Here is a 22,450-nt window from a genome sequence, read left to right as displayed (position 1 = left end):
AAAAGGTGAGGATCTTGAAGATTTTATGCCTTGACGGTGGTGGGATTCGAGGAGTGTTTGAAGTAGCGATCTTACAAGCGCTCGAAGAAGAATACAACCAGCCGATTACGAATTTATTTGATCTCGTAGCAGGAACGAGCACAGGTTCAATTATTGCTACTTCGGTTATTTTAGAAAAAAGCATGTCTGATGTATTAGATAGCTATCAGCAATTTGGAAAGAAGGTTTTTAAGCGACAGGCGAAAATTGGGATATTTAAAAGTGTTTATAGTGATAAGGATTTGCGCCAATATTTTAAGGGAATGTTCGGGAATCTAACGTTATCGGATATAGCGAAACCGCTTTTAATCCCAGCGGTCGATGTTACTCATGGAAAACCGTATGTATACCGGTCAAATTATGGTCATCCTGGGAGCGATGATTTATCAATTAAATTATGGGATGCTGTGCTCTCATCTTGTTCAGCACCTGTTTATTTTCCACCAAACAACATTAAAAATAAATATTTATCTGTTGATGGAGGGTTATGGGCCAATAATCCATCATTAGTTTGTATTACAGAGGCACTCGATTATTTCAAGTTGAATGTAGCCGACTTGAAGATTTTATCGCTTGGAACAGGATTACAAGACATTGAATACAACATTGAACCAGATAAATATTGGGGAATAAAAAAATGGCTGCCTTTTCGTTTAATGACGATGAAAGTTCAACCTAAGTTACTTGATTTAGCTCTTGACCTCTCGTCTGAATCGATCTCCTATCACTGTCAAATTCTTTTAGGCAGTCGATATTTTCGTTTGAATCGGGATTTAGGAGATGAAATTCCTTTTGATGATGTGACATTTGTCGATGAATTAATTGTATTAGGACAGCATGTGTTCGAAGAGAAAAAAGATGAAATTAAGAAGTTTTTAGATTTAGAATGATAGTATATATGCAACTGCAAGCATATAAATATACAAAATAGAGTAAATGAGGTGAGGATAGTGGTAACGGAAGTCTTTTTAAACGATGTATCAATTCGGGTAATCAGTTTCAGGTCTGAGCAGGTAGAATCAAGTGAAGGGAAATCTTTAACGAAAATCACTTTTGATTTTAAAGTGAGAAGTGGAGAGGAATATCACAAAATCACTACATTGCTCTATAAAATGAATTTTGATGTGAAGATTCCATCAGAAGAGATAGCGTTCAAGGGGACGATCCATAACTATTCTACGTCATTTACGAATTTGTATGAAGAAAATAATGTAGGGGTGTTTCACCTCAAACTCATTGAGATAGCTTAAATAGCATGCAAAAAAGAGGAGAGGATGACAAAAGTAAAAAGGAATAACAACGTCATCCTCTCATTGGATTAATAAAAATAAGGGAAGAAGAACCTTCTTAAGAAATGGAATGGAAAATGATGACGTCTGAAACGACGAAATCTTCTAGGGAAACCATAACCATAGCCATATCCAGGGAATCCGCCATAACCTCCATAACGAAGATCTGTTTCGTCATCGCGGTCCATATCCCCAACTGGCATAAGCATGTTCACACCATTACGATCGATTCCATCAATAATTCCATCATGAACTTGCCCGTCTGCCGTTTCAAATTGCATTAAGTGGTGATGATACCTCTGACATAAATCATGTAATTGTTGAAGATCATCAGGACTTAATCCCATTTGTGGCTGTTGTTGCATAGTAGGATCCATCGCCGTATGTGGTTGCTGTGGCATCATTCCGTGCTGAACTGGTTGACCTTGTGGCATTTGATTCATTTGCTGATTGTGCATTGATTTTCTCCTCCTTTTCTAAAACCAAGATATTCATCTATGGGTAAATGTGACACTATGAATTTGAGAGAATTTGAATTTTATGGGATAGCTGTGTAAAAAGGAGGTTATAGAGGAGAAATGGGGGAATAGGGTTTGTGAAACCAAAGAAAAATAGAAGGGAGACCTTCTGGTACGCAAGATAGTGGAAGTAGAAGGGAAGTTGGGATACAGAATAGAGGCTGATTCCCAGAAAAAGAGCATTAGAAAGTGTATCACTGTACTCTCTAATGCTAATTATTCTTTCAACAAGATTTATGGCTTCAGTACAACCTTAATACAATCATCGTCATGATTATTAAACAACTTGTACGCTTCACTCGCATCATCAAGGGTAGCAATATGTGTAATGATTTCTCTTGGATCATACTCATGATTGACAATTTGCTCATATAATGTCGGCATAATCGGAATGACAGGAGCTTGTCCCATTTTTATCGTGACGTTTCGTGAGAAGAATGGGCCTAATGGAAAGTTATTATAATGGCTGCCATACACCCCTGTTAATTGAACCGTTCCAGCTTTTCTAACGGCTTTTGTAGCAATTTGAATCGGGCCGAGAGTACCACCTTGAAGCTTTAATTTTTGTTCAATAAACTCTAGTGGAGATTTCTTTCCGTCCATTCCCACACAGTCAATGACCACGTCGGCTCCACCTGAAGTGATTTCTTTTAAATGTTCACCCATGTCAGGGAACTCGGTAAAGTCAAATGTCTCAACATTGTTTGTTTTTTTCGCGTGGTTTAAGCGGTAATCTAAATAGTCAACAGCAATTACACGTTTGGCGCCTTTTCTCCATGCGTATTTTTGCGTCATGAGACCAACTGGTCCGGAACCTAGGACAATAACGGTATCTCCTTCTTTTACACCTGCATGCTCCACACTCCAATATGCGGTTGGTAGGACATCGGATAAAAAGAGAAGAGCTTCATCCTCTAGCTCACATGATTCTGGTATGACAAATGGGGTGAAATTACCGAATGGGACTTTTAAGTACTCAGCTTGACCGCCTGGATGATTGCCGAATTTCTCTGTGTAGCCAAAGTATCCACCTGAATCAAAGTGTGGGTTAGAATTGTCACATTGGCTTGTAAGATCATGTTCACAATAAATACAGTGACCACACGCTACATTAAAAGGAACAACGACTCTATCTCCTTTTTTTACTTTTGTTACATCAGGCCCAACTTCTTCTACAATTCCCATTGGTTCGTGACCGATGCTATATCCTTTTGGAACAGGGAAGTTGCCTTGGTACAAATGTAGGTCAGAGCCACAAATGGCTGTACTCGTTATTTTAACAATAATATCGTCTTGTTTCTCAATTTTAGCGTCCTCTACGTTCGTCACTTCCACGTGATTCGGACCTTGATATGTTACAGCTCTCATGATGACACTCCATTCATTTATCTTTTTTACATCTTCAGTATTTCCACTAAGTAACTTCGAACGTCAGTAAATTATTAACATCTTTTATGCGGTGTGAGGATTACTGATTTAGATTATTAAAGATGGGTAACATAAAAAATATAATACCCGAGACCGACAAGATAATGGGAAATAAGGGGGACCTTATTCATGAAAATAACACCAGAACAACGAGTGACGCTGCATGAATTTAATAATTTAACAAAGTCATTAAGTTTTAATATGTATGATGTATGCTATACGAAAACGAAGGCTGAGCGCGAAGCTTATTTAGAATATATTGATGAGCAATATAATGCCGATCGTCTTACGAAAATCCTTGAAAATGTAACAGAGCTTATCGGTGCGCATGTGTTAAATGTGTCCAAGCAAGATTTTGTTCCACAAGGGGCGAGTGTCACATTACTAGTATCAGAGGGACCAGTAGTAGAAGTACCGACCGAATCATATGATGAATCACCTGGTCCTTTGCCAGAATCAGTTGTTTTGTCTTTAGATAAAAGTCACATTACCGTTCATACGTATCCTGAATATCATCCGGTAGAAGGGATTAGTACGTTTAGAGCAGACATCGATGTCTCAACATGTGGAGAAATCTCACCTTTAAAAGCTCTGAATTATTTGATTCACTCGTTTGAAACGGACATTATGATAATGGATTACCGTGTTCGTGGTTTTACACGGGATATTCAAGGACAAAAGTTATTTATTGACCACGAAATCAATTCCATCCAAAATTACATACCGGATGAAGTGAAAAAATTGTATGACATGATTGATGTTAATATTTACCAAGAAAATATCTTTCACACGAAATGTAAACTAAAGGAATTCGATCTCGATAATTATTTGTTCGGTGCAACAAAGGTAAATTTACATCCAGGAGAAGCGGAAGAAATAACCGCAAAGCTAACGACAGAGATGGATGAGATTTTTTACGGGAAAAACATTCACTAATAAGAGTTTCAATGGTTAGTTTAGACCGTTGGAACACCTTATTTCATTATTATATGGATGAAAGATTTCTCTTAGAAAGGGAATGATAAGAGTAGAAATGGAGTTGAATCAAATGGCGAGCAGAAGACGATTACTTGTACCTGAAGCAGAACAAGCGGTTAATCAATTCAAAGGACAAGTGATGGCTAGAGAAGGATTCACAGCATCAAATCCTGAGAATGTAAAATATGAGGTGGCAAAAGACTTACATGTTCCATTTAAAAAAGGCTACAACGGTCACCTTACGTCCAAACAAGCAGGTGAAGTCGGTGGGAAAATTGGGGGGAGCATGGTAAAAGAAATGATTAGAATGGCACAGCAAAACCAAAATAAATGAGGTGATCTTATGAAGAGACGAAGTGATGTTTGTGAAGAACCGGTAGAGCATCTATTGCAAGAACAAGAATATGAACATGAATTTACAGAGGAATTATCAGATGGTGGAGAACGAAATGAGTTAGCTGAAAAGCAGCAAGAACTACCATCAAGACGCAAGCGGATTAGAACTGGCTGAAGTAGTGAGATTTTGTTATCAAATAACGGTTGGTGAGGAGGTACTTTTCGTATCTCCTTTTTTGTGTCGGTGTTCACGCTGTTAGCGATACCATGGATTGCAACAACGCTAACAGATAATACTCTTTATATTTCATTAGGCTCAGTAGCGATTATTCTTCCATGGTTTTTGTTTTGCTTGCGAGCGGGAGTATTGATCGATCGCTTCTCCCATAAAACGATTATAGTTTTAAGACGTTAAAATACGTAATGCCAATGTAAGCAGTTAAAATAAAAAAGTAGTGTATATAATAAACGTTTATAGTTTCTTGATTGACAAGTCCCCTCTTAATGCAAATAGAGAGATAATAAGAAAATAGTATTTCAGCATGAATTATACGAACAACTAAAAATTAACAACGCATCTTACCTTCATTCTAAATCTCAACTACAGTATAATAGTTATTATGAAATTATTATACTAGGAGAAGATTCAGGTGATTAACACAAACATAGATTTATCCTCTGAGATGAAAAACAATCATCTGACAGCCGATTTAACCGAACATGAGGTGAAAATGCTTAGTAAGTTTTCCGAGCTTGTTCATTTTAAAAAAGGTGAAAGCATTATAAAAGAAGGGGAACCGAATTCGTCCTTATATATGATTAAAAATGGAATGGTTAGCCTCTATAAAGGAAGCCACAACCTTGTTTCTACTTATAAGGATGGAGATGTTTTTGGAGAGTGTTCTCTCTATAATGAATCTGGTCATCAACCTGAAACGTTCATATCTCAAGAGACGACATCAGTTATCAAAATAAATGTAGGGCTGCTCTTTTTGGCAGATCGATATAAGGATCTTCAAGTACGCTTATTGAGCAAAGTCGTTTCTCAGCTTTCGACCGAATTAGATAAAAAAAACAAACTAATGATCGACAAAGAAACGAAGGTAAAGAAATCATATAAAGCATTAGGCTTATTAACAACCAATCTATTAACAGTAACATCTATTTACACGCTTTTGTTAATTTCACTTACCGTATTTATTGAAATAATAGGTGTTTCCACCTATGTTGATATTAGTATACTAATCATTTTTGCATTAGTTATGGTGATGATTATGAAAAAAAGCGGCTATTCGTTTGAATCATTTGGCGTAACTATGAAAAATTGGAAACAGCATAGTAAAGAAGCGATCCTATTGACACTCCCTATTTTATTGTTTTTCTTAATCTTAAAGTGGGGGTTAATTACGTTTATCCCTGCTTTTTCTCATATTCCTTTAATCAACATAGAAGCAACGTTTGAAGACATTGGATTTACGTATTCCATGTTTGCATTTTCCGTTATTGTCTATATTTTGTTTTCGATTGTTCAAGAGTTTATCGCAAGAGCAGGACTACAATCTGCTCTGTACAAGTTTCTTCCCGATACCAAAAGAAAAGTACTCATATCAATTGTGTTATCAAATTTATTGTTTGCGATGGCACATTCGCATATTAATGTTTGGTTTGCACTAACGGCTTTTCTGCCTGGTCTGTACTGGGGATGGATATTTGCGCGTCAACGTTCTCTTGTGGGAGTTTCAATCTCTCATATGTTGATTGGGATCTGGGTGCTATTTATTTTAGGTTTTACAGAATTCTTAACTCTGTAAAAATCATTTAGCTAGGCATGAAAAAGTTAAAAATGTAGCCACTATATTCACTTCTTCAGGGATGTACCAATAGATCAATATCCAACCTTTATTATTGGTACTCTCCTCTTGCTTTTAATTTTTTGCGAAACTAGGTAACCTGATTGTAGAAACAGTGAAGGGGGATATTTGATGTTAGTACGTTATCAGGCAATCGCTCACGGGAAGGTTCAAGGAGTTGGGTTTCGTTATTTTACTCAGCATGAAGCTTTAAAGTACAACATTAAAGGGACAGTTCGGAATTTAGAAAATGGATCCGTTGAGATCGATGCAGAAGGCTCTAGAGAGGACATGTCAGCATTCATTCAAGCGGTGAAAAAAGGTCCTATGTTTTCAAAAGTTGCAGATGTTGAGTTATACGAACAAGAAGAAACAAAGCAGTATACATCCTTTTCAATTGTCTACTAATCCGAGAATATTGTGTTCAAGAAGTGAGCCATTAATTTAAGAAACTGTGGAACAATGAAGACGCAACCTTACACAGTAAAAAAGACTGGATTAACGACGTTTTAAAGGTAAAAATAAATGAACAAGTGAAGTTGTTTCAAAGGGGGCTGACTTAGAAGCAGATACTGATTTGAGACAACCTTTCTTATGAAAGTCCAAAATACAAAGAAAAAATCGCAGCATGTCCTTCAAAAATAAGAGGACATGCTGTAATATAGTTTATAGGAGATATTATGACCTAGTCATAATTAAAGTTAGGGTGATGAAATGAAGCGTGTTGGTATCATCGGAATTGGTGCGTTTGTTCCAGAAAACATTGTAACAAATCGTGACTTAGAAAAACGTGTAGATACAAATGATGAATGGATACGGACAAGGACTGGAATTGAGGAACGTAGAATTGCTGGTGATGATATTGATACGTCTCATATGGCAATTTTGGCTGCGAAAGAGGCGATACGTGATGCTGGTATTGAAGCAGAAGATATCGACTTAATATTAGTAGCGACAGCAACTCCGGATTATCCGTTTCCATCTGTAGCTTGTTTAGTACAAGGTGCACTAGAAATTAAAAATGCAGCGGCAATGGACATTAGTGCTGCTTGTTCAGGCTTTGTTTATGGAGTCGTTACAGGCCAACAGTTTGTTCAAAGTGGTACTTATAAAAATGTTTTGGTTATCGGTAGTGAAAAATTTTCCAAAATTGTTGATTGGTCTGATCGAAATACGTGTGTGTTATTTGGTGATGGCGCCGGAGCCGTTGTATTAAGTGCCGTTTCAGAAGAAAGAGGTATTCTGTCATTTGATTTAGGTGCTGATGGAAGTGGTTCTGATCATTTATTGGTAGAAAAAGATTCGAACTTTGTGGCAATGAATGGGAGAGAAGTATTTAAGTTTGCAGTAAGGCAAATGCCTGAATCTAGCTTGAACGTAGTAGAAAAGGCTGGTTTATCGAAAGAAGATGTGAATTTTCTAATCCCGCACCAAGCCAATATGAGAATTATCGAAGCAGCAAGAGAACGGCTAGGACTTGAGAAAGGAAGAGTCTCAACCACTGTTAGAGAACATGGAAATACATCTGCCGCATCGATTCCACTGGCACTTTATTCAGAAATTCAAAATGGCAACATTCATGAAGACGATGTCATTGTCATGGTTGGTTTTGGTGGAGGATTAACCTGGGGTTCGATCTGTTTAAGATGGGGAAGATAATACGTTAAAAAGGGGAGGAAACAAATGAAAAGACGCGTGGTTGTAACGGGAATTGGAGCAGTGACACCGTTAGGAAATGATGTTTTCACAACATGGGACAATGTGAAACAGGGTATCTCTGGTATAGGACCGATAAGTAGAGTAGATTCAGACCAGTTTAACGTAAAAGTTGCTGGTGAGGTAAAAGAGTTTGTTCCATCTGAGTTTATGGATGGAAAAGAAGCACGAAGAATGGCTCGTTTCACGCAATTTGCTATTGCAGCAAGTAAGATGGCTGTGAATGACGCAGGACTACAAATGGGTGATAACATTGACGCTGAACGTGTGGGCGTATGGATTGGTTCTGGAATTGGTGGATTGGATGCGTTTGAAGAGCAACATAAACGCTTTTTAAATAAAGGACCAAAACGGGTGAGTCCTTTTATTATCCCAATGCTAATTCCTGATATGGCATCAGGAAGGGTGTCAATTGAGACAGGAGCGAAAGGAATTAATAATTGTTCAGTAACAGCCTGTGCCTCAGGCGCTAATTCCATTGGTGATGCATTTCGTGTCATTCAAAATGGTCAGGCTGACGCGATGATTACCGGTGGAACAGAAGCTGCAATTACAGATATGACGATTGCTGGATTTGCCAATATGACGGCCTTATCTACAAATCCAGATCACAAGACTGCAAGTCGTCCGTTTGACAAAAATCGTGATGGCTTTGTGATAGCCGAAGGTTCAGGTGTTCTCATTTTAGAAGAATTAGAACATGCAAAAGCGCGTGGAGCGACGATTTATGGAGAGATCGTTGGATACGGAGGAACTGGTGATGCTCATCATATTACCACTCCGGCACCTGAAGGAGAAGGTGGTCAACGAGCAATGAAATTAGCACTGTCTGATAGTGGAATATCTCCAGAAGAAGTAGATTACATTAATGCTCATGGGACAAGTACTTATTATAATGACCTATATGAAACAGCTGCAATTAAGCACGTCTTTGGTGAGCATGCCTATAAGCTTTCCATTAGTTCAACGAAATCAATGACTGGACACTTACTAGGGGCTGCTGGTGCAATTGAAGCGATCTTTTCTTTGTTAACAATGAGAGACGGGATTATTCCACCGACGATCAATTATGAAACGCCTGATGAAGAACTTGATTTAGACTATGTTCCGAATGTAGCGAAAGAAAAAGAAGTCAACGTTGTGTTCTCGAACTCATTAGGGTTTGGTGGTCATAATGTCACGTTGGCATTTAAAAAAATATAATTTTTACCGACCTAATCATCAATTTGATTAGGTTCTTTTTATGTCAAAAATATCATTCTTGTAAGAAGAACTTAATCAATTATTTATAGGAATATGCCTGAGGATCCCCCATAAAATGTGAAAAAAGGGGTGTGAGAAAATGGCTATTCATGTCGTACAGACCGGCGATTCATTGTGGAGAATCTCACAACTTTATAACGTTCCCATACCAACCTTAATGGAAGTCAATGGGTTAGAGTCACCTTTACTTGTCCCAGGTTTAGCACTGTATATTCCTGCTAATACGCTTACCAATCGTGCCTATGAAATAAGTGCTGGGGATACGCTTTGGTCGATCGCTAGAAGGTATCAAACAACGGTTGAAGCAATTTTAGCAGCGAATCCGCAAATAAACGTTTATTTTCTTCAAATTGGTCAAAGAATTACTGTGCCGACACCTTTAAAAATGAACATGACAACATTAGGATTTTTCGTCCCGTATTCCATTCCTTATTTCCTCTCAGTATTTGATCAGTTTGCGGATCAATTAACGTATTTAGCCGTTGTTTCCTATTCTTTTACGGAAGAAGGATGGGCGTATGTAGATCTTCCCGATAATCAAATTCCTGAAAGAGCCCGTGAATTAAATGTTGTCCCATTGTTAATGATCCGAAACATTACAGCGGGAGGAGTGTTTAGTGCAGAATTAGCTGGAAGAGTCCTTGAAAATCCAACCTATCGAGGAAATCTAATTCGAAGTCTAATGAATTTTGTCGAGCAAAAGGACTATGGTGGGATTAGTATTGATTTCGAATTCATTCCACCACCAAGGCGAAATGATTTTGTTACTTTTTTAACTGAATTGAAAACGGCATTAGGAGATTTGGTTTTACATGTGAATGTTCATGCGAAGACAGTAGATATCCCAACCAATCCAATTATCGGCGGCCATGATTATCGGGGGATTGCTGATGCTGCTGATATTGTCGCTGTTATGACAATGGATTATGGTTATCCAGGTGGTCCCCCTGATCCGGTAAGTCCAATTTGGTGGGTAGAAGAAGTGATTCGTTATTCTTTAACAGAAATCGACCGAAACAAACTGCAAATTGCCTTGCCGATGTATGGATATGATTGGATACTTGGTACAAATATAACGAGAGGGTTGTCGCTAAATGCTGCGCAAAATCTAGCTATTAATTCCGGTGCTGTTATTAATTTTGATCCGACGGCAATGTCACCGAACTTTTTATATTGGGTGGGGACAGAAGGGCATATTGTATGGTTTGAAGATATACGTAGCTATGAAGAAAAATACAAACTGATTGATTTTTACGGGCTATTAGGAGCTACTTATTGGGAAACTCGATTGCCGTTCCCACAGAATTGGGTATATATGGACCAGCATATAAACGTACAGAAATAGAATCTATAAAAAATAAACCTTATTCATTATTAGCTATTCCGGTAATGTGAAGAAATACTTAAAAGTAATTCAGATAACATACACAGTGTAAATCGCATAATAGTTAACTAGCCAAATCGCTCAGGAATTTCTGAGCGTGTTGGCTTTATTGATGTATTAATTATTGGTTCCGATTATGTTTCATTTTCTTTAAATTGATTTATCTTCATCTTCTGTTTATTATCTAAATACCTAACGACTCCAATGAAGAATCTGGTTGCTGAAGACTTAATCGTAACACTAATGAGAGTATGATACCATTTCCATCCCTTTTTCCATTCAACTAAATCAGTTTTTTTCTCCGCCCAAAGTTCCACTAATAACATTGGAATTGAGAAAAATAACAATTTTAAGAATATCATAATGGGCTTATCTTTATAAGTCATTTGGTTATACATAATGGTAATGGTAGGATACACTAAATAGTCAAATAAGATATGTTTTTTAAATAACTTTGGTAAAAAACGAACAGGATATTTAACCGTATTTTGTTTAACAATAATTTGATCAATTATTCCATTTGTAGTTGCATTAAAGAAGAAAACCATTAACCAATCTTTAATTGGCGGTTTTCTAAGTAAGAATGGTAACAATCCTAATGTAACAAAGAGTAAGACTCTTAAAAAAGTCTTCTGCGATTTATTATTTTTCATTGAGCATCAATCCTTCCTTCATTAAAATGCTTCCCGAATAATTTCTTATAATACATTTTCATTGCCTTAAACTAGACACGAAACCTTGTATGATTCGAACCTTTCGTTGTTAATTCAATCTACTTTAGCAACCCCTAAAGCGAGGTTTTCCCAGAGAATTTTTTCAACTTTTTCGACTTGGTCCTTCGTGCAATTTATCACCAAAACTACTTCAGACTTCTTTCCTTTGATTTGCCTTTTCCTTTTATGAACTATTTTAAAGAGAAAGTAATCAATGATAAAACCCAATATAAATCCACTCGCTGCACCAATTAGGCCCCAATAAATAGGACCCCATTCTAATATAAATCCAACACTTGCCCCAATGACAGAGAAAGCTGTTCCAATTGCAGCGCCCTTATCAAACAAGCTAACTCCATCTGCTCGGTGTAATGTGTCAAACAATCTTCTTTCTTCCACTCGATTATAAAGAGGAACAGCAAGTATGTTCTCTTTTCCAATTCCTATTTCTTCTAAAGCTGTTATAGCTAATTCTAGGTAAGAGGAGTGTTCATAAGTTGAAAAAATTTGCAACTTTTCTCACCTCACGTTTCACTTTGGAATTTCACGCGGAACTGCTGGTAGCTCTTTTTTAAAAATTTTCTTTGTTCACTTTCAAATAGTTTGTTATTTTCCACTGTATTTACATAGGAGTCATAAACAGCAAAACCAATATGAGAAGGTATGAATAGTAACCATTGTGGATCAAGTACTTGTGTAGCTTGAGCTATTTCTCCTAAAAAAAGATAATGAACAGCAACTAGTAGGTTCGAAAAATAAACAAAAACAATCGTCCATACAGTTGTAAATAGGGCTGTAACGACACGATGAATGTAGAGCTGTCCCAGACCCGGCGAAAATAGTGACCAAATAGCAGCCATTAGAGGTCTTCTTTTATCTAAGTAATTGATTTCTAGTGCACCTATACTGTATGTATTAAAATCTGCATTTTCTCGTTCAGAGAGGAGAAATAATCTATTCATATCAACAGTCGTTCGATAACTATCCCAAATAGAAAATAGATAGACAGGAATATAAAGCAAAAACCATTTTGGATCGAGAACTTCTTTAGCCAGATCGATATTGCCTGTAAATGAATAAACCATAGACAAGTTTAAGTTTGTCATATTATTGATGAAAATCTCCCACATAAATAAGGTGAAACCTCTAAGGTACTTTGATAATAGCAAGTGTCCAAAACCTGGAAATGCGGCTGACCACCAAGCTATGATAAAAGGATTTCGCAAATGCAATTGCGTTGTACCCAGTGTACTCACGTGAGCTTTATATCGTCGTTCATGATTTGTTGGCCTGAAGTTGTTCATGTTGTATTTCCTTATCTGTTGTTAGTCGTTTTACTCTTAGTAATTATCATTTACAATTCTTTCTTATTAATCCAAAAAGAATAGACTCTTTTTGTGAAGTTATTAAGAAAGACCTATTCAATTTGCAGAATAGGTCTGGTCATTAGTATGCTAGTAACATTATTTCCCTACATGGTATTATTGCACTTTTTAAAAATTCATTGTTTTAAGCAGCTTTTTTGCTGAAGTCATCACAGCGAATTTCTGCATTTTTTCTTTGGTAGTAATACCAATTAAGGCCGATCGAGATCACATAAAATGCAATGAAGTAATACAATGCTGAAATTGGTGTACCAGTTGTTGATACAGACCAACCAAATAACTGCGGTATAAAGAATGATCCATATGCGGCAAAGGCTGCTGTAAATCCTAAAACAGGCGCTGCTTCTTTTACCGGGAAGATGATAGGGATCATTTGGAATGTTGAACCAGAACCCATGCCTGCAGCAATAAATAATAGTAAGAACGATACTAAGAACCCAACAAAGCTTTGTTGCCCAATAAAGTAAATAACAGAAAGGGCTCCAAGCGTCATAGCAACAAGTACGTAAGTTGTTACGCGAGCACCACCAAATTTATCAGAAACCCATCCACCTACAGGTCTAAATGCAGCTGCTAAAAAGGCACCTAGAAAGGCTAATGCAACGTAGTCAGGGAATTGAGAGCGTAATAATAATGGAAATGCCGCTCCGTATCCAATAAATGAACCGAATGTAGCAACGTATAAAATAGTCATGATCCACGTGTGCTTACGTTTGACAATAACAAACTGGTCTTTTACTGACTGCTGAGCAGTTGGTAGGTTATCCATTCCGAAATACGCTACAATTGTCATCACAACAATAGGAATGACCCAAATGAATGCCGCGTTTTGTAACCAAATTTCCTGGCCATTTGCTAACACTTGACTTTCTCCGCCAATAAAAGCAAATGTACTTACTGCAATGATAAGTGGAGTTACGAATTGAACAACAGAAACCCCCATATTTCCTAATCCACCGTTAATACCAAGCGCTGTTCCTTTTTCTTTTTTCGGGAAAAAGAAACTAATGTTTGCTAAAGCAGAAGAGAAGTTTCCTCCACCAAGTCCACATAATGCAGCTAACAGCAACATGACCCAGTAAGGTGTATCAGGATTTTGAACAGCAAAACCGATACCTACTGTAGGGATTAATAGAACCCCTGTCGAAAATACGACCCAGTTTCTACCGCCGAATTTCCCTACAGCAAATGTATACACAAATCGTAGTGATGCACCAACAAGTCCTGGAATAGCCGCTAACGTGAATAATTGTTCATCTGTAAATGCAAAACCAATGTCATTCAACCTAACTGCTACAACTGACCAGATTTGCCAAACGATAAAGGCAAGCATTAGTGTTGGAACTGAGATCCATAAGTTTCTTTTTGCGTGCCTTTTTCCTTCCTTTTCCCAGAATTCTTTGTTCTCTGGATTCCATTCTTTTATTCTTCCCATGTCGATTTCCCCCAATAATGGATTAATATATTTGAAATACATCTTTTTTTCATACTCAAATCATACAAAGTAACCATCTGCATGAAAGTGATGAATGTCACATTCCTAAATGTTTTGCAAAGCACAAAAGCTTGTTTTATGTTTTATATATAATAGGAAAAAAACAGGGGAAGACAAGTTGAAAAAAATAAATAATAAATATGAATAAATTGTTTAACCAACACCTTGTGAAAACTTGAACATTATTTTTGGAAGTGTGACCTTTCTCACATAAATGATGAAATTTTTGTCCTACAATGAGCAGTAGATAAAGAATGTGAATTACTGAACAACTTGGAGGGATAATTGATGGCAAAGAGAAAGTTAGTCATGATAGGAAATGGAATGGCAGGCGTTCGCGTCATAGAAGAGATATTAAAACTTAACCGTGATTTATTTAAGATTACAATCTTCGGGAATGAGCCTCATCCTAACTACAATCGTATTCAGTTATCAAATGTGTTACAAGGGAACACGACATTTGAAGAAACGATTATTAATGATCTAAATTGGTATGAATCAAACAATATTCAGCTATTTACTGGTGAGACGGTAATTGGCATTGACACCAATAAAAAACTTGTCATTTCAGAAAAGGGACGAGAAGTAGCTTATGATGAATTGATTCTAGCAACAGGGTCGTTGCCATTTATCTTGCCGGTACCTGGAGCAGATAAAGAAGGTGTCATCGGTTTTCGCGATATTAAAGATTGTGAGGATATGATTCAAACTGCAAAGCAATACAAAAAGGCCGTCGTCATTGGTGGAGGATTGTTAGGGTTAGAAGCTGCAAAAGGATTGATTCATTTAGGAATGAAAGTAGATGTTGTACATTTAATGGAACATTTAATGGAACGACAACTAGATGCAGTTGCTGCAAATATGTTGAAGAGAGAATTAGAATCACAAGGAATGAACTTCCTAATGGAAAAAGCAACGGTCGAACTAACTGGTTCAAATCGAGTTGAAGGAATCCGATTCAAAGACGGTACAGAATCGGAAGCTGATTTAGTTGTAATGGCTGCGGGCATCAAACCAAATGTTGAGGTTGCAAAAGAAAGCGGAATCTACGTAAACAGAGGGATTGTTGTAAATGACTTTATGGAAACAAACATTCCGCACGTGTATGCAGTTGGTGAATGTGCGGAACATAGAGAGATTGTTTACGGTCTCGTTGCTCCTCTCTATGAGCAAGGAAAAGTGTTGGCACAAGTACTTTGCAATCAGAAAGATAAAGGCTATGAAGGTTCTATAACTGGAACACAATTGAAAGTTTCAGGGATTGACCTTTTCTCAGCTGGTGAAATTTACGATGATAACACGTCTAAAGCAATTGTTGTTCACAATGAATATGAAGGAATCTATAAAAAGGTATTAGTTCGTGATGATCGTATTGTAGGGATTGTTTTATACGGTGACACAAAAGATAGCAACCGATTGTTTAAAATGCTAAATGAAAAACAAGATGTATCTGACTTTACGTCTGTATCATTTCTTCAATCAGGAGAAGCTGAAACAAATGATGTGGCAAGTATGCCAAATGATGAGGTCGTTTGTGGATGTAATGGGATTAGCAAAGAAACGATTGTTCAAGCAATTCAAGAAGAAGGGGTCACAACGGTTGAGCAAGTCGGAGGATGCACAAATGCGGGTCGCTCATGTGGACGATGCAAACCTGTTATTCAAGATATCATTGCCTACACTCTTGGAGATGAATATGAGCAAGTAGCCGAGAAAAAGACCGTTTGTGGTTGTACAACATTAAGTCGTGATGAAGTAGTTGAAGAGATCCGTGAAAAAGGATTAACAACAATTAAAGAAGTTATGAATGTATTGCAATGGAAAAACGAAGAAGGTTGTTCAAAATGCCGCCCTGCTCTTAATTATTTCTTAGGGATGATTTACCCTGACTACGCGGATGAAAGAGATTCCCGTTTAGTGAATGAAAAAATGCATGCAAACATTCAAAAAGACGGTACGTACTCAGTCATTCCGAGAATGTACGGTGGAGTCACGACAGCCAAAGATTTACGCAAATTAGCGGATATTGCAGAGAAATATGATGTTCAATTATTAAAAATAACGGGCGGGCAAAGAATTGGTTTATATGGACTAGAAAAAGAACAATTGCCTGCTGTTTGGGAAGAGTTAGGAATGCCTTCTGGTTATGCTTACGGAAAAACGTTACGTACTGTTAAAACTTGCGTTGGAGCACAATTTTGCCGCTTCGGTACTCAAGATTCTATGAGTCTAGGAATTGAATTAGAGAAACGTTTTGAACGTCTTGATACGCCGCATAAAGTAAAAATGGGTGTGTCTGCTTGTCCACGAAACTGTGCAGAAGCAGGGATTAAAGATGTAGGAATTGTCGGTCTTGATGGAGGATGGGAAATTTACGTAGCAGGAAACGGTGGAACAGACCTAAGAGCTGGAGACTTGTTATGCAAAGTGAAAACAGAAGAAGAAGTTTATGAAATTACAGGAGCGTATTTACAATATTACCGTGAAACAGCTCTATATTTAGAAAGAACATCTACATGGGTTGAGCGTGTTGGGTTAAACCATGTCAAGGAAGTCTTAGCCAATGAAAAAACAAGAAATGAGTTAAATGAGAGATTAAACCAAACGCTTGTACGTTATGAAGAGCCTTGGCAAAAAGCGGTAGAAGAAGAGCAAATCCGTAATGCTTATTATTCAAAGCGTGAATTATTAAAATTATAAAAATAGAAGGGAGAGGAATCTAATGATTTCTACTGGAACTCGAATTAATATTTGTAATTATAATCAACTACCAAGTATGATTGGACAAGTTTTTGTTATAGATCATGAAGAAATTGCTGTGTTTCGACTATCAAATGGAGAGGTACGAGCAATCGAAAACAACAGTCCGCATCCAAAGGGTGGAAAATTGGCCGATGGTCTAGTAAGTGGTGAATTTGTTTATTGTCCGATTCATGATTGGATTATTTCACTAGTTGATGGGAAAGTTCAAGCTCCTGATAAAGGACTTGTCAAAACATTTTCAATTGAAATAGACGGAGAAGATGTTTTTCTCATTGTTTAACATCACTTTACGTATTCAATAATTTGTCACGAATGAAAGTGGTATTTGTGATAAAAATCACATTGTTTTATTCGAATATCTAGTAATCTTATATGTGTAAGGTAATAAAAGTTATTTAAAAAGCTAGTGAAATGGATAGGTGTATAGATGAGATTTATGATCTAAGTGTAATGGCTATACACCTTCCCTTGTGAATTAATTCACATTGTTTTAGTGAAAAATTAACCTTTAGATGTAGAGAGTGAGGGTGAATGTAAATGAACCACTGGAGAACATTCAATCAAGGAAAATGGCAAAAGGATGTAGATGTAAGAGATTTTATTCAACGTAACTATGTTTTATATGAAGGGAATGACGAGTTCTTAGAAAAAGCAACAGATCATTCAAGTAAGCTATGGGATCAAATAATGGATCTAAGTAAAAAAGAACGCGAAAATGGTGGCGTGTTAAACATGGATACTTCAATTGTTTCAACGATCGTATCTCATGAGCCAGGATACTTAAATCAAGAATTAGAACAAGTTGTTGGTTTGCAAACAGATGAACCTTTTAAAAGATCGATGCAACCATTTGGCGGCATTCGAATGGCTGCTGATTCGTGCAACGCATACGGATATACATTATCTCAAGAAGTAGAAGAAATCTTTACGAAATATCGTAAAACACATAATCAAGGCGTGTTTGATGCCTACACTCCAGAGATGAGGATGGCTCGTAAGGCAGGAATTGTTACTGGTCTTCCAGATGCTTACGGACGAGGAAGAATCATCGGAGATTACCGAAGAGTAGCCCTTTACGGCGTAGACTTCTTAATTAAACAAAAACAAGATGAATTAAATACAACTGGTTCGACTATGTCAGAAGATGTGATTCGTGACCGCGAAGAAATCGCTGAACAAATTAAAGCACTTAAGGAATTAAAGGAAATGGCAGCGTCTTATGGTTTTGATATCTCACAACCAGCCACGACGGCGAAAGAAGCTTTCCAATGGTTATACTTTGCTTACTTAGCAGCGATCAAAGAGCAAAATGGAGCAGCGATGAGCTTAGGCCGAGTCTCTACGTTCTTAGACATTTATATAGAACGTGACTTACAGGAAGGTACATTAACGGAAGTGGAAGCTCAAGAGCTTGTTGACCATTTCGTGATGAAACTACGTCTAGTGAAATTTGCAAGAACACCAGATTATAATGAATTGTTTAGTGGCGATCCTACTTGGGTGACAGAATCAATTGGTGGAGTTGGCGTAGACGGTAGACCGCTTGTAACGAAAAATTCATTCCGATTTTTGCATACATTAGACAACTTAGGGCCAGCTCCAGAGCCAAATTTAACGGTATTATGGTCCAACCAGTTACCTAAAGGCTTCAAAGAGTATTGCTCAAACATGTCGATTAAAACAAGTTCGATACAATACGAAAATGATGATCTCATGAGAGCAAGTTACGGTGATGATTATGGAATTGCTTGTTGTGTAAGTGCTATGAAAATTGGTAAACAAATGCAGTTCTTCGGGGCACGAGCGAATTTAGCGAAAACACTATTGTATGCTATTAATGGTGGAATTGATGAAAAGTTAAAAGTGCAAGTGGGTCCTTCATTATCGCCAATTACAGATGAATACCTAGATTATGATAAAGTTGTTGCAAACTTTGATAAAGTAATGGATTGGTTGGCCGAGTTATATATGAATACGCTTAACGTCATCCACTACATGCATGATAAGTATAGTTATGAGCGGATTGAAATGGCTCTTCATGACAAAGAAGTGATTCGCACAATGGCGTGTGGAATTGCTGGTCTATCTGTAACAGCTGATAGTTTAAGTGCTATTAAACATACGAAAGTAAAAGTTATTCGTGACGAACAAGGAATTGCTGTTGATTACGAAATTGAAGGCGATTATCCAAAGTATGGAAATAATGATGATCGTGTAGATGACATTGCTGTTTCATTAGTGAAAACGTTTATGAATAAATTGAAAAAGCATAAAACATACCGCAATGCAATTGCGACGATGTCTGTTTTAACCATTACAAGTAATGTTGTATACGGTAAGAAAACAGGAAACACACCTGATGGAAGAAAAGCTGGTGAGCCATTTGCACCAGGTGCAAATCCGCTACATGGACGCGATCAAAAAGGAGCTCTTGCTTCACTTACATCGGTTGCGAAAATTCCATATGAGTATTCACTTGATGGTGTATCAAATACGTTCAGTATCGTACCTAAGGCATTAGGAAAAGAAGATCAAGATCAAACAGCAAATCTAGTGGGAATTTTAGATGGTTATGCTAAGCAAGGGGGCCATCATTTAAATATTAATGTATTTAACCGTGATACATTGATTGATGCGATGGAACATCCAGAAGAGTACCCACAATTAACGATTCGTGTATCAGGTTATGCTGTTAACTTCATAAAGTTAACACGTGACCAACAAATAGACGTCATTAATCGTACATTCCACGAATCGCTGTAAGATGCTAAATGGCCCCCAGCTAAGAACAAAAAAATGATAGTAACTAGCGGGGGCAATTTTCGTCACCTTGGTTATCTAGGAAAATGAGGGATAAATGATGATTGGAAAAATTCATTCAATAGAAACTTGTGGAACTGTTGATGGTCCAGGATTACGATATATTGTTTTTATGCAAGGTTGCTTGCTGCGCTGTCAATATTGTCATAATCCAGATACGTGGAAAATTGGTGAAGGAAAAGACATTACTGTAGATGAGGTCGTTAATGATTTGAAGTCTTATTTGCCTTATTTTGAAAGTAGCGGTGGAGGAATTACAGTTTCAGGAGGCGAGCCATTGCTTCACCTCGATTTCCTTATCGAACTATTTACAAAATGTAAGGAATTAGGGATCCATACGACGATTGATTCATCTGGAGGCTGTTTCCAAGAACATCCTGAATTTTTACGAAAGCTAGATAAACTATTATCAATGACAGATTTAATTTTGTTAGATATTAAGCATATTGATTCAAAAAAGCATCATGCATTGACAGGAATGAAAAATGAGCACATTTTAAAATTTGCTAAGTTTCTTTCCAAAAAAAATATCCCAATTTGGGTTCGACATGTATTAGTCCCAGGTATTTCTGATGATGCCGAAGATTTGAAGAGCTTACGACTATTTATTGATGAACTAGAAAATGTGGAAAGAGTTGAAGTATTGCCTTATCACAAATTAGGTGTTTATAAATGGAAAGAGCTAGGGTTAGAGTATACATTAGAAGATGTGGAACCTCCAACGGAAGAATCGGTATTGGAAGCAAAAACGTTACTGAGAAGTAGATAATATGTGAAGCACTCGAATATCATTGTTCGAGTGCTTTTTACATGATTTAATATGTTCATGTGAAACAGACTCAGTGTCCGTATTATAACTTAGCTAAGATTTTCAAATAGTGATCAATGTCACAGCGGCCCCCTTAAATATGTATATAAAATACTTGTTATAGAAGGATTAAATTTTACTTCAAATTTGGAGGGGAAGTATATGTTTTGTCATCAATGCGAGCAAACACCAACAGGGGGCTGTAACATCGTAGGCGTTTGTGGAAAGAATGAAGATATTGCCAGTTTGCAAGATACACTTGTTTTTGCGTTAAAAGGAATTGCGGCTTATGCAACTCACGCAAGACAATTAGGATTCTCTGACCCAGAGGTGGATGCTACAACACATGAAGCCTTGTATATGACATTAACAAACTCGAATTTTAATATGCAAGAACATATTGATATGGCGATGAAAGTGGGAAGCTCTTCTGTCAAAGTAATGGAATTATTAGATCAGGCCCATACAAGTAGATTAGGTGTACCGGAACCAATTACTGTTTCCCAGAACAAAGTTGAAGGAAAAGCGATTATTGTAACAGGCCACAATTTATTTGCATTAGAAGAATTACTAAAGCAAACAGATGGGAAAGGAATCAATATTTATACACACTCGGAAATGCTTCCAGCACACGGATACCCTGAACTCAAGAAATATCCGCACTTAAAAGGGAACATTGGGAAAGCATGGTTCGATCAACGTCGCTTGTTTGAAAAATTTCCTGGAGCCATTCTTGCAACGACTAACTGCGTTATGCCAATCAAAGGGAGCTATTCACACCGATTCTTCTCGTATGATATTGCTGGGTTAGAAGGCGTAGAAAAAATCTTGAATGACGATTTTACACCTTTAATCGAGAAAGCATTATCACTACCTGATGCAGATATGGGGAGTGAAGAAGTCTTAACTACAGGATTCCATCATAACACTGTAATCGGAATTGCTCCTGAAATTGTCAATGCTGTCAAAGCAGGAAAAATTCAGCGTTTTTTTGTTATCGCAGGGTGTGACGCTCCAGGGCCTGGAGGCAAATACTATCGTGAACTAGCAACATCCCTACCGAATGATACGGTCATTTTAACGACTTCCTGTGGAAAGTTTCGATTCAATGATTATGATTTTGGAACGGTAGCTGATACAGCCATTCCTCGTTATATTGATCTAGGGCAGTGTAACAATTCTGTATCGACAGTAAAAATTGCACTAGCTTTAGCTGAAGCATTTGACTGTGAAGTAAATGAGTTACCTGTAAGCATTGTCTTATCATGGTTTGAGCAAAAAGCTGTTGCGATCTTACTTGGTTTATTCAGCTTAGGAATCAAAGACATTCGAATCGGTCCAAAACCACCAGAGTGGATTACACCAGGAGTTCTGAACGTGTTACAAGAGGCATTTGATTTGAAGCTGATTACTACTGCTGAAGAGGATATGCGAGATATGCTAGCGTTGAACTAATTTGTAACAAGACTCTCAGTATTACAAATGGCCAATTTAGTACTTTCTGAAAGTTTTTCCTACACTTAATTAAGAATTTAATATAAGCTTTTCATCGATGGACTGAATTGGTGGGAAGCTTTTTTCCATATCAATATTCACATGTGCTTACATAGTATAATTGTGTCGATATCTGTGTTGCTTAGGCGTTGTTGAATTTGTTCTATACAT

At 37.2% G+C, this 22,450-nt stretch carries 21 protein-coding genes; 15 read left to right on the top strand and 6 right to left on the bottom strand.

The window, feature by feature from the left end:
• The first annotated feature begins 14 nt into the window (after positions 1–14).
• On the top strand, positions 15–929 hold the full coding sequence (locus tag AC1FXP_RS01570; protein ID WP_480058172.1) for a CBASS cGAMP-activated phospholipase: 915 nt from the start codon (positions 15–17) through the stop codon (positions 927–929).
• A 60-nt stretch (positions 930–989) separates the two neighbouring features.
• Entirely contained in the window at positions 990–1,289 is a 300-nt protein-coding gene (locus tag AC1FXP_RS01565; protein WP_480058171.1) for a DUF3219 family protein, read from the top strand.
• Positions 1,290–1,357: 68 nt separating this feature from the next.
• On the opposite strand, the gene AC1FXP_RS01560 is transcribed toward AC1FXP_RS01565, so the two are convergent.
• Both AC1FXP_RS01560 and AC1FXP_RS01555 read right to left on the bottom strand, forming a co-directional pair.
• Positions 1,358–1,786 carry a hypothetical protein gene (locus tag AC1FXP_RS01560; RefSeq protein WP_480058170.1) on the bottom strand — a complete coding sequence of 143 codons (429 nt, stop codon included), beginning with the start codon at positions 1,784–1,786 and terminating at the stop codon, positions 1,358–1,360.
• A gap of 294 nt (positions 1,787–2,080) precedes the next feature.
• A complete protein-coding gene (locus tag AC1FXP_RS01555) occupies positions 2,081–3,214 on the bottom strand; it encodes a zinc-dependent alcohol dehydrogenase (RefSeq protein ID WP_480058169.1) in 1,134 nt (377 codons plus the stop codon).
• Positions 3,215–3,403: 189 nt separating this feature from the next.
• On the opposite strand from AC1FXP_RS01555, the gene speD reads away from it, so the two are divergent.
• The 8 genes from speD to AC1FXP_RS01515 all read left to right on the top strand — a co-directional run bounded on the left by speD (position 3,404) and on the right by AC1FXP_RS01515 (position 10,762).
• Positions 3,404–4,210, top strand: a complete 807-nt coding sequence (speD, locus tag AC1FXP_RS01550) for an adenosylmethionine decarboxylase (protein WP_480058168.1) — start codon at positions 3,404–3,406, stop codon at positions 4,208–4,210.
• Between the two features lie 112 nt (positions 4,211–4,322).
• Positions 4,323–4,586 carry an alpha/beta-type small acid-soluble spore protein gene (locus AC1FXP_RS01545; RefSeq protein ID WP_480058167.1) on the top strand — a complete coding sequence of 88 codons (264 nt, stop codon included), beginning with the start codon at positions 4,323–4,325 and terminating at the stop codon, positions 4,584–4,586.
• 9 nt (positions 4,587–4,595) lie between these two features.
• Positions 4,596–4,763 carry a hypothetical protein gene (locus AC1FXP_RS01540; RefSeq protein ID WP_480058166.1) on the top strand — a complete coding sequence of 56 codons (168 nt, stop codon included), beginning with the start codon at positions 4,596–4,598 and terminating at the stop codon, positions 4,761–4,763.
• A gap of 475 nt (positions 4,764–5,238) precedes the next feature.
• Positions 5,239–6,399: a cyclic nucleotide-binding domain-containing protein gene (locus AC1FXP_RS01535; protein ID WP_480058165.1), complete on the top strand. Its 1,161-nt coding sequence runs from the start codon at positions 5,239–5,241 to the stop codon at positions 6,397–6,399.
• Positions 6,400–6,570: 171 nt separating this feature from the next.
• Positions 6,571–6,846: an acylphosphatase gene (locus AC1FXP_RS01530; RefSeq protein WP_480058164.1), complete on the top strand. Its 276-nt coding sequence runs from the start codon at positions 6,571–6,573 to the stop codon at positions 6,844–6,846.
• A gap of 306 nt (positions 6,847–7,152) precedes the next feature.
• The gene (locus AC1FXP_RS01525) at positions 7,153–8,097 is read left to right on the top strand and encodes a beta-ketoacyl-ACP synthase III (RefSeq protein ID WP_480058163.1); all 945 of its coding nucleotides are present in this window, start codon (positions 7,153–7,155) and stop codon (positions 8,095–8,097) included.
• Between the two features lie 24 nt (positions 8,098–8,121).
• A complete protein-coding gene (gene fabF / locus AC1FXP_RS01520; RefSeq protein WP_480058162.1) occupies positions 8,122–9,357 on the top strand; it encodes a beta-ketoacyl-ACP synthase II in 1,236 nt (411 codons plus the stop codon).
• Between the two features lie 139 nt (positions 9,358–9,496).
• The gene (locus AC1FXP_RS01515) at positions 9,497–10,762 is read left to right on the top strand and encodes a LysM peptidoglycan-binding domain-containing protein (protein ID WP_480058161.1); all 1,266 of its coding nucleotides are present in this window, start codon (positions 9,497–9,499) and stop codon (positions 10,760–10,762) included.
• Positions 10,763–10,935: 173 nt separating this feature from the next.
• On the opposite strand, the gene AC1FXP_RS01510 is transcribed toward AC1FXP_RS01515, so the two are convergent.
• The 4 genes from AC1FXP_RS01510 to AC1FXP_RS01495 form a co-directional block, all read right to left on the bottom strand.
• Positions 10,936–11,454: a CBO0543 family protein gene (locus AC1FXP_RS01510; protein ID WP_480058160.1), complete on the bottom strand. Its 519-nt coding sequence runs from the start codon at positions 11,452–11,454 to the stop codon at positions 10,936–10,938.
• 114 nt (positions 11,455–11,568) lie between these two features.
• Positions 11,569–12,027 carry a hypothetical protein gene (locus tag AC1FXP_RS01505; protein WP_480058159.1) on the bottom strand — a complete coding sequence of 153 codons (459 nt, stop codon included), beginning with the start codon at positions 12,025–12,027 and terminating at the stop codon, positions 11,569–11,571.
• 11 nt (positions 12,028–12,038) lie between these two features.
• Positions 12,039–12,620 (bottom strand): hypothetical protein, encoded by a 582-nt coding sequence (locus tag AC1FXP_RS01500; RefSeq protein ID WP_480058158.1) that lies wholly within the window; start codon positions 12,618–12,620, stop codon positions 12,039–12,041.
• 403 nt (positions 12,621–13,023) lie between these two features.
• Positions 13,024–14,334: a NarK family nitrate/nitrite MFS transporter gene (locus AC1FXP_RS01495; RefSeq protein WP_480058157.1), complete on the bottom strand. Its 1,311-nt coding sequence runs from the start codon at positions 14,332–14,334 to the stop codon at positions 13,024–13,026.
• Positions 14,335–14,682: 348 nt separating this feature from the next.
• On the opposite strand from AC1FXP_RS01495, the gene nirB reads away from it, so the two are divergent.
• The 5 genes from nirB (at position 14,683) to hcp (ending at position 22,240) form a co-directional block, all read left to right on the top strand.
• The gene (gene nirB, locus AC1FXP_RS01490; RefSeq protein ID WP_480058156.1) at positions 14,683–17,094 is read left to right on the top strand and encodes a nitrite reductase large subunit NirB; all 2,412 of its coding nucleotides are present in this window, start codon (positions 14,683–14,685) and stop codon (positions 17,092–17,094) included.
• Between the two features lie 22 nt (positions 17,095–17,116).
• On the top strand, positions 17,117–17,437 hold the full coding sequence (nirD, locus tag AC1FXP_RS01485) for a nitrite reductase small subunit NirD (protein WP_480058155.1): 321 nt from the start codon (positions 17,117–17,119) through the stop codon (positions 17,435–17,437).
• Positions 17,438–17,694: 257 nt separating this feature from the next.
• Positions 17,695–19,920, top strand: coding sequence for a formate C-acetyltransferase (pflB, locus tag AC1FXP_RS01480; protein WP_480058154.1), 2,226 nt, complete (start codon positions 17,695–17,697; stop codon positions 19,918–19,920).
• Positions 19,921–20,014: 94 nt separating this feature from the next.
• Entirely contained in the window at positions 20,015–20,746 is a 732-nt protein-coding gene (gene pflA / locus AC1FXP_RS01475) for a pyruvate formate-lyase-activating protein (RefSeq protein WP_480058153.1), read from the top strand.
• Between the two features lie 201 nt (positions 20,747–20,947).
• Complete coding sequence (hcp, locus tag AC1FXP_RS01470; RefSeq protein ID WP_480058152.1) at positions 20,948–22,240, top strand: hydroxylamine reductase; 1,293 nt, start codon at positions 20,948–20,950, stop codon at positions 22,238–22,240.
• Positions 22,241–22,450 lie beyond the last annotated feature (210 nt).

The organism is Halalkalibacter sp. HAAS-P013 (assembly GCF_056619925.1).
The sequence above is the reverse complement of the archived record's forward strand: the minus strand, read 5'-3'. Positions and strand labels throughout refer to the sequence as shown.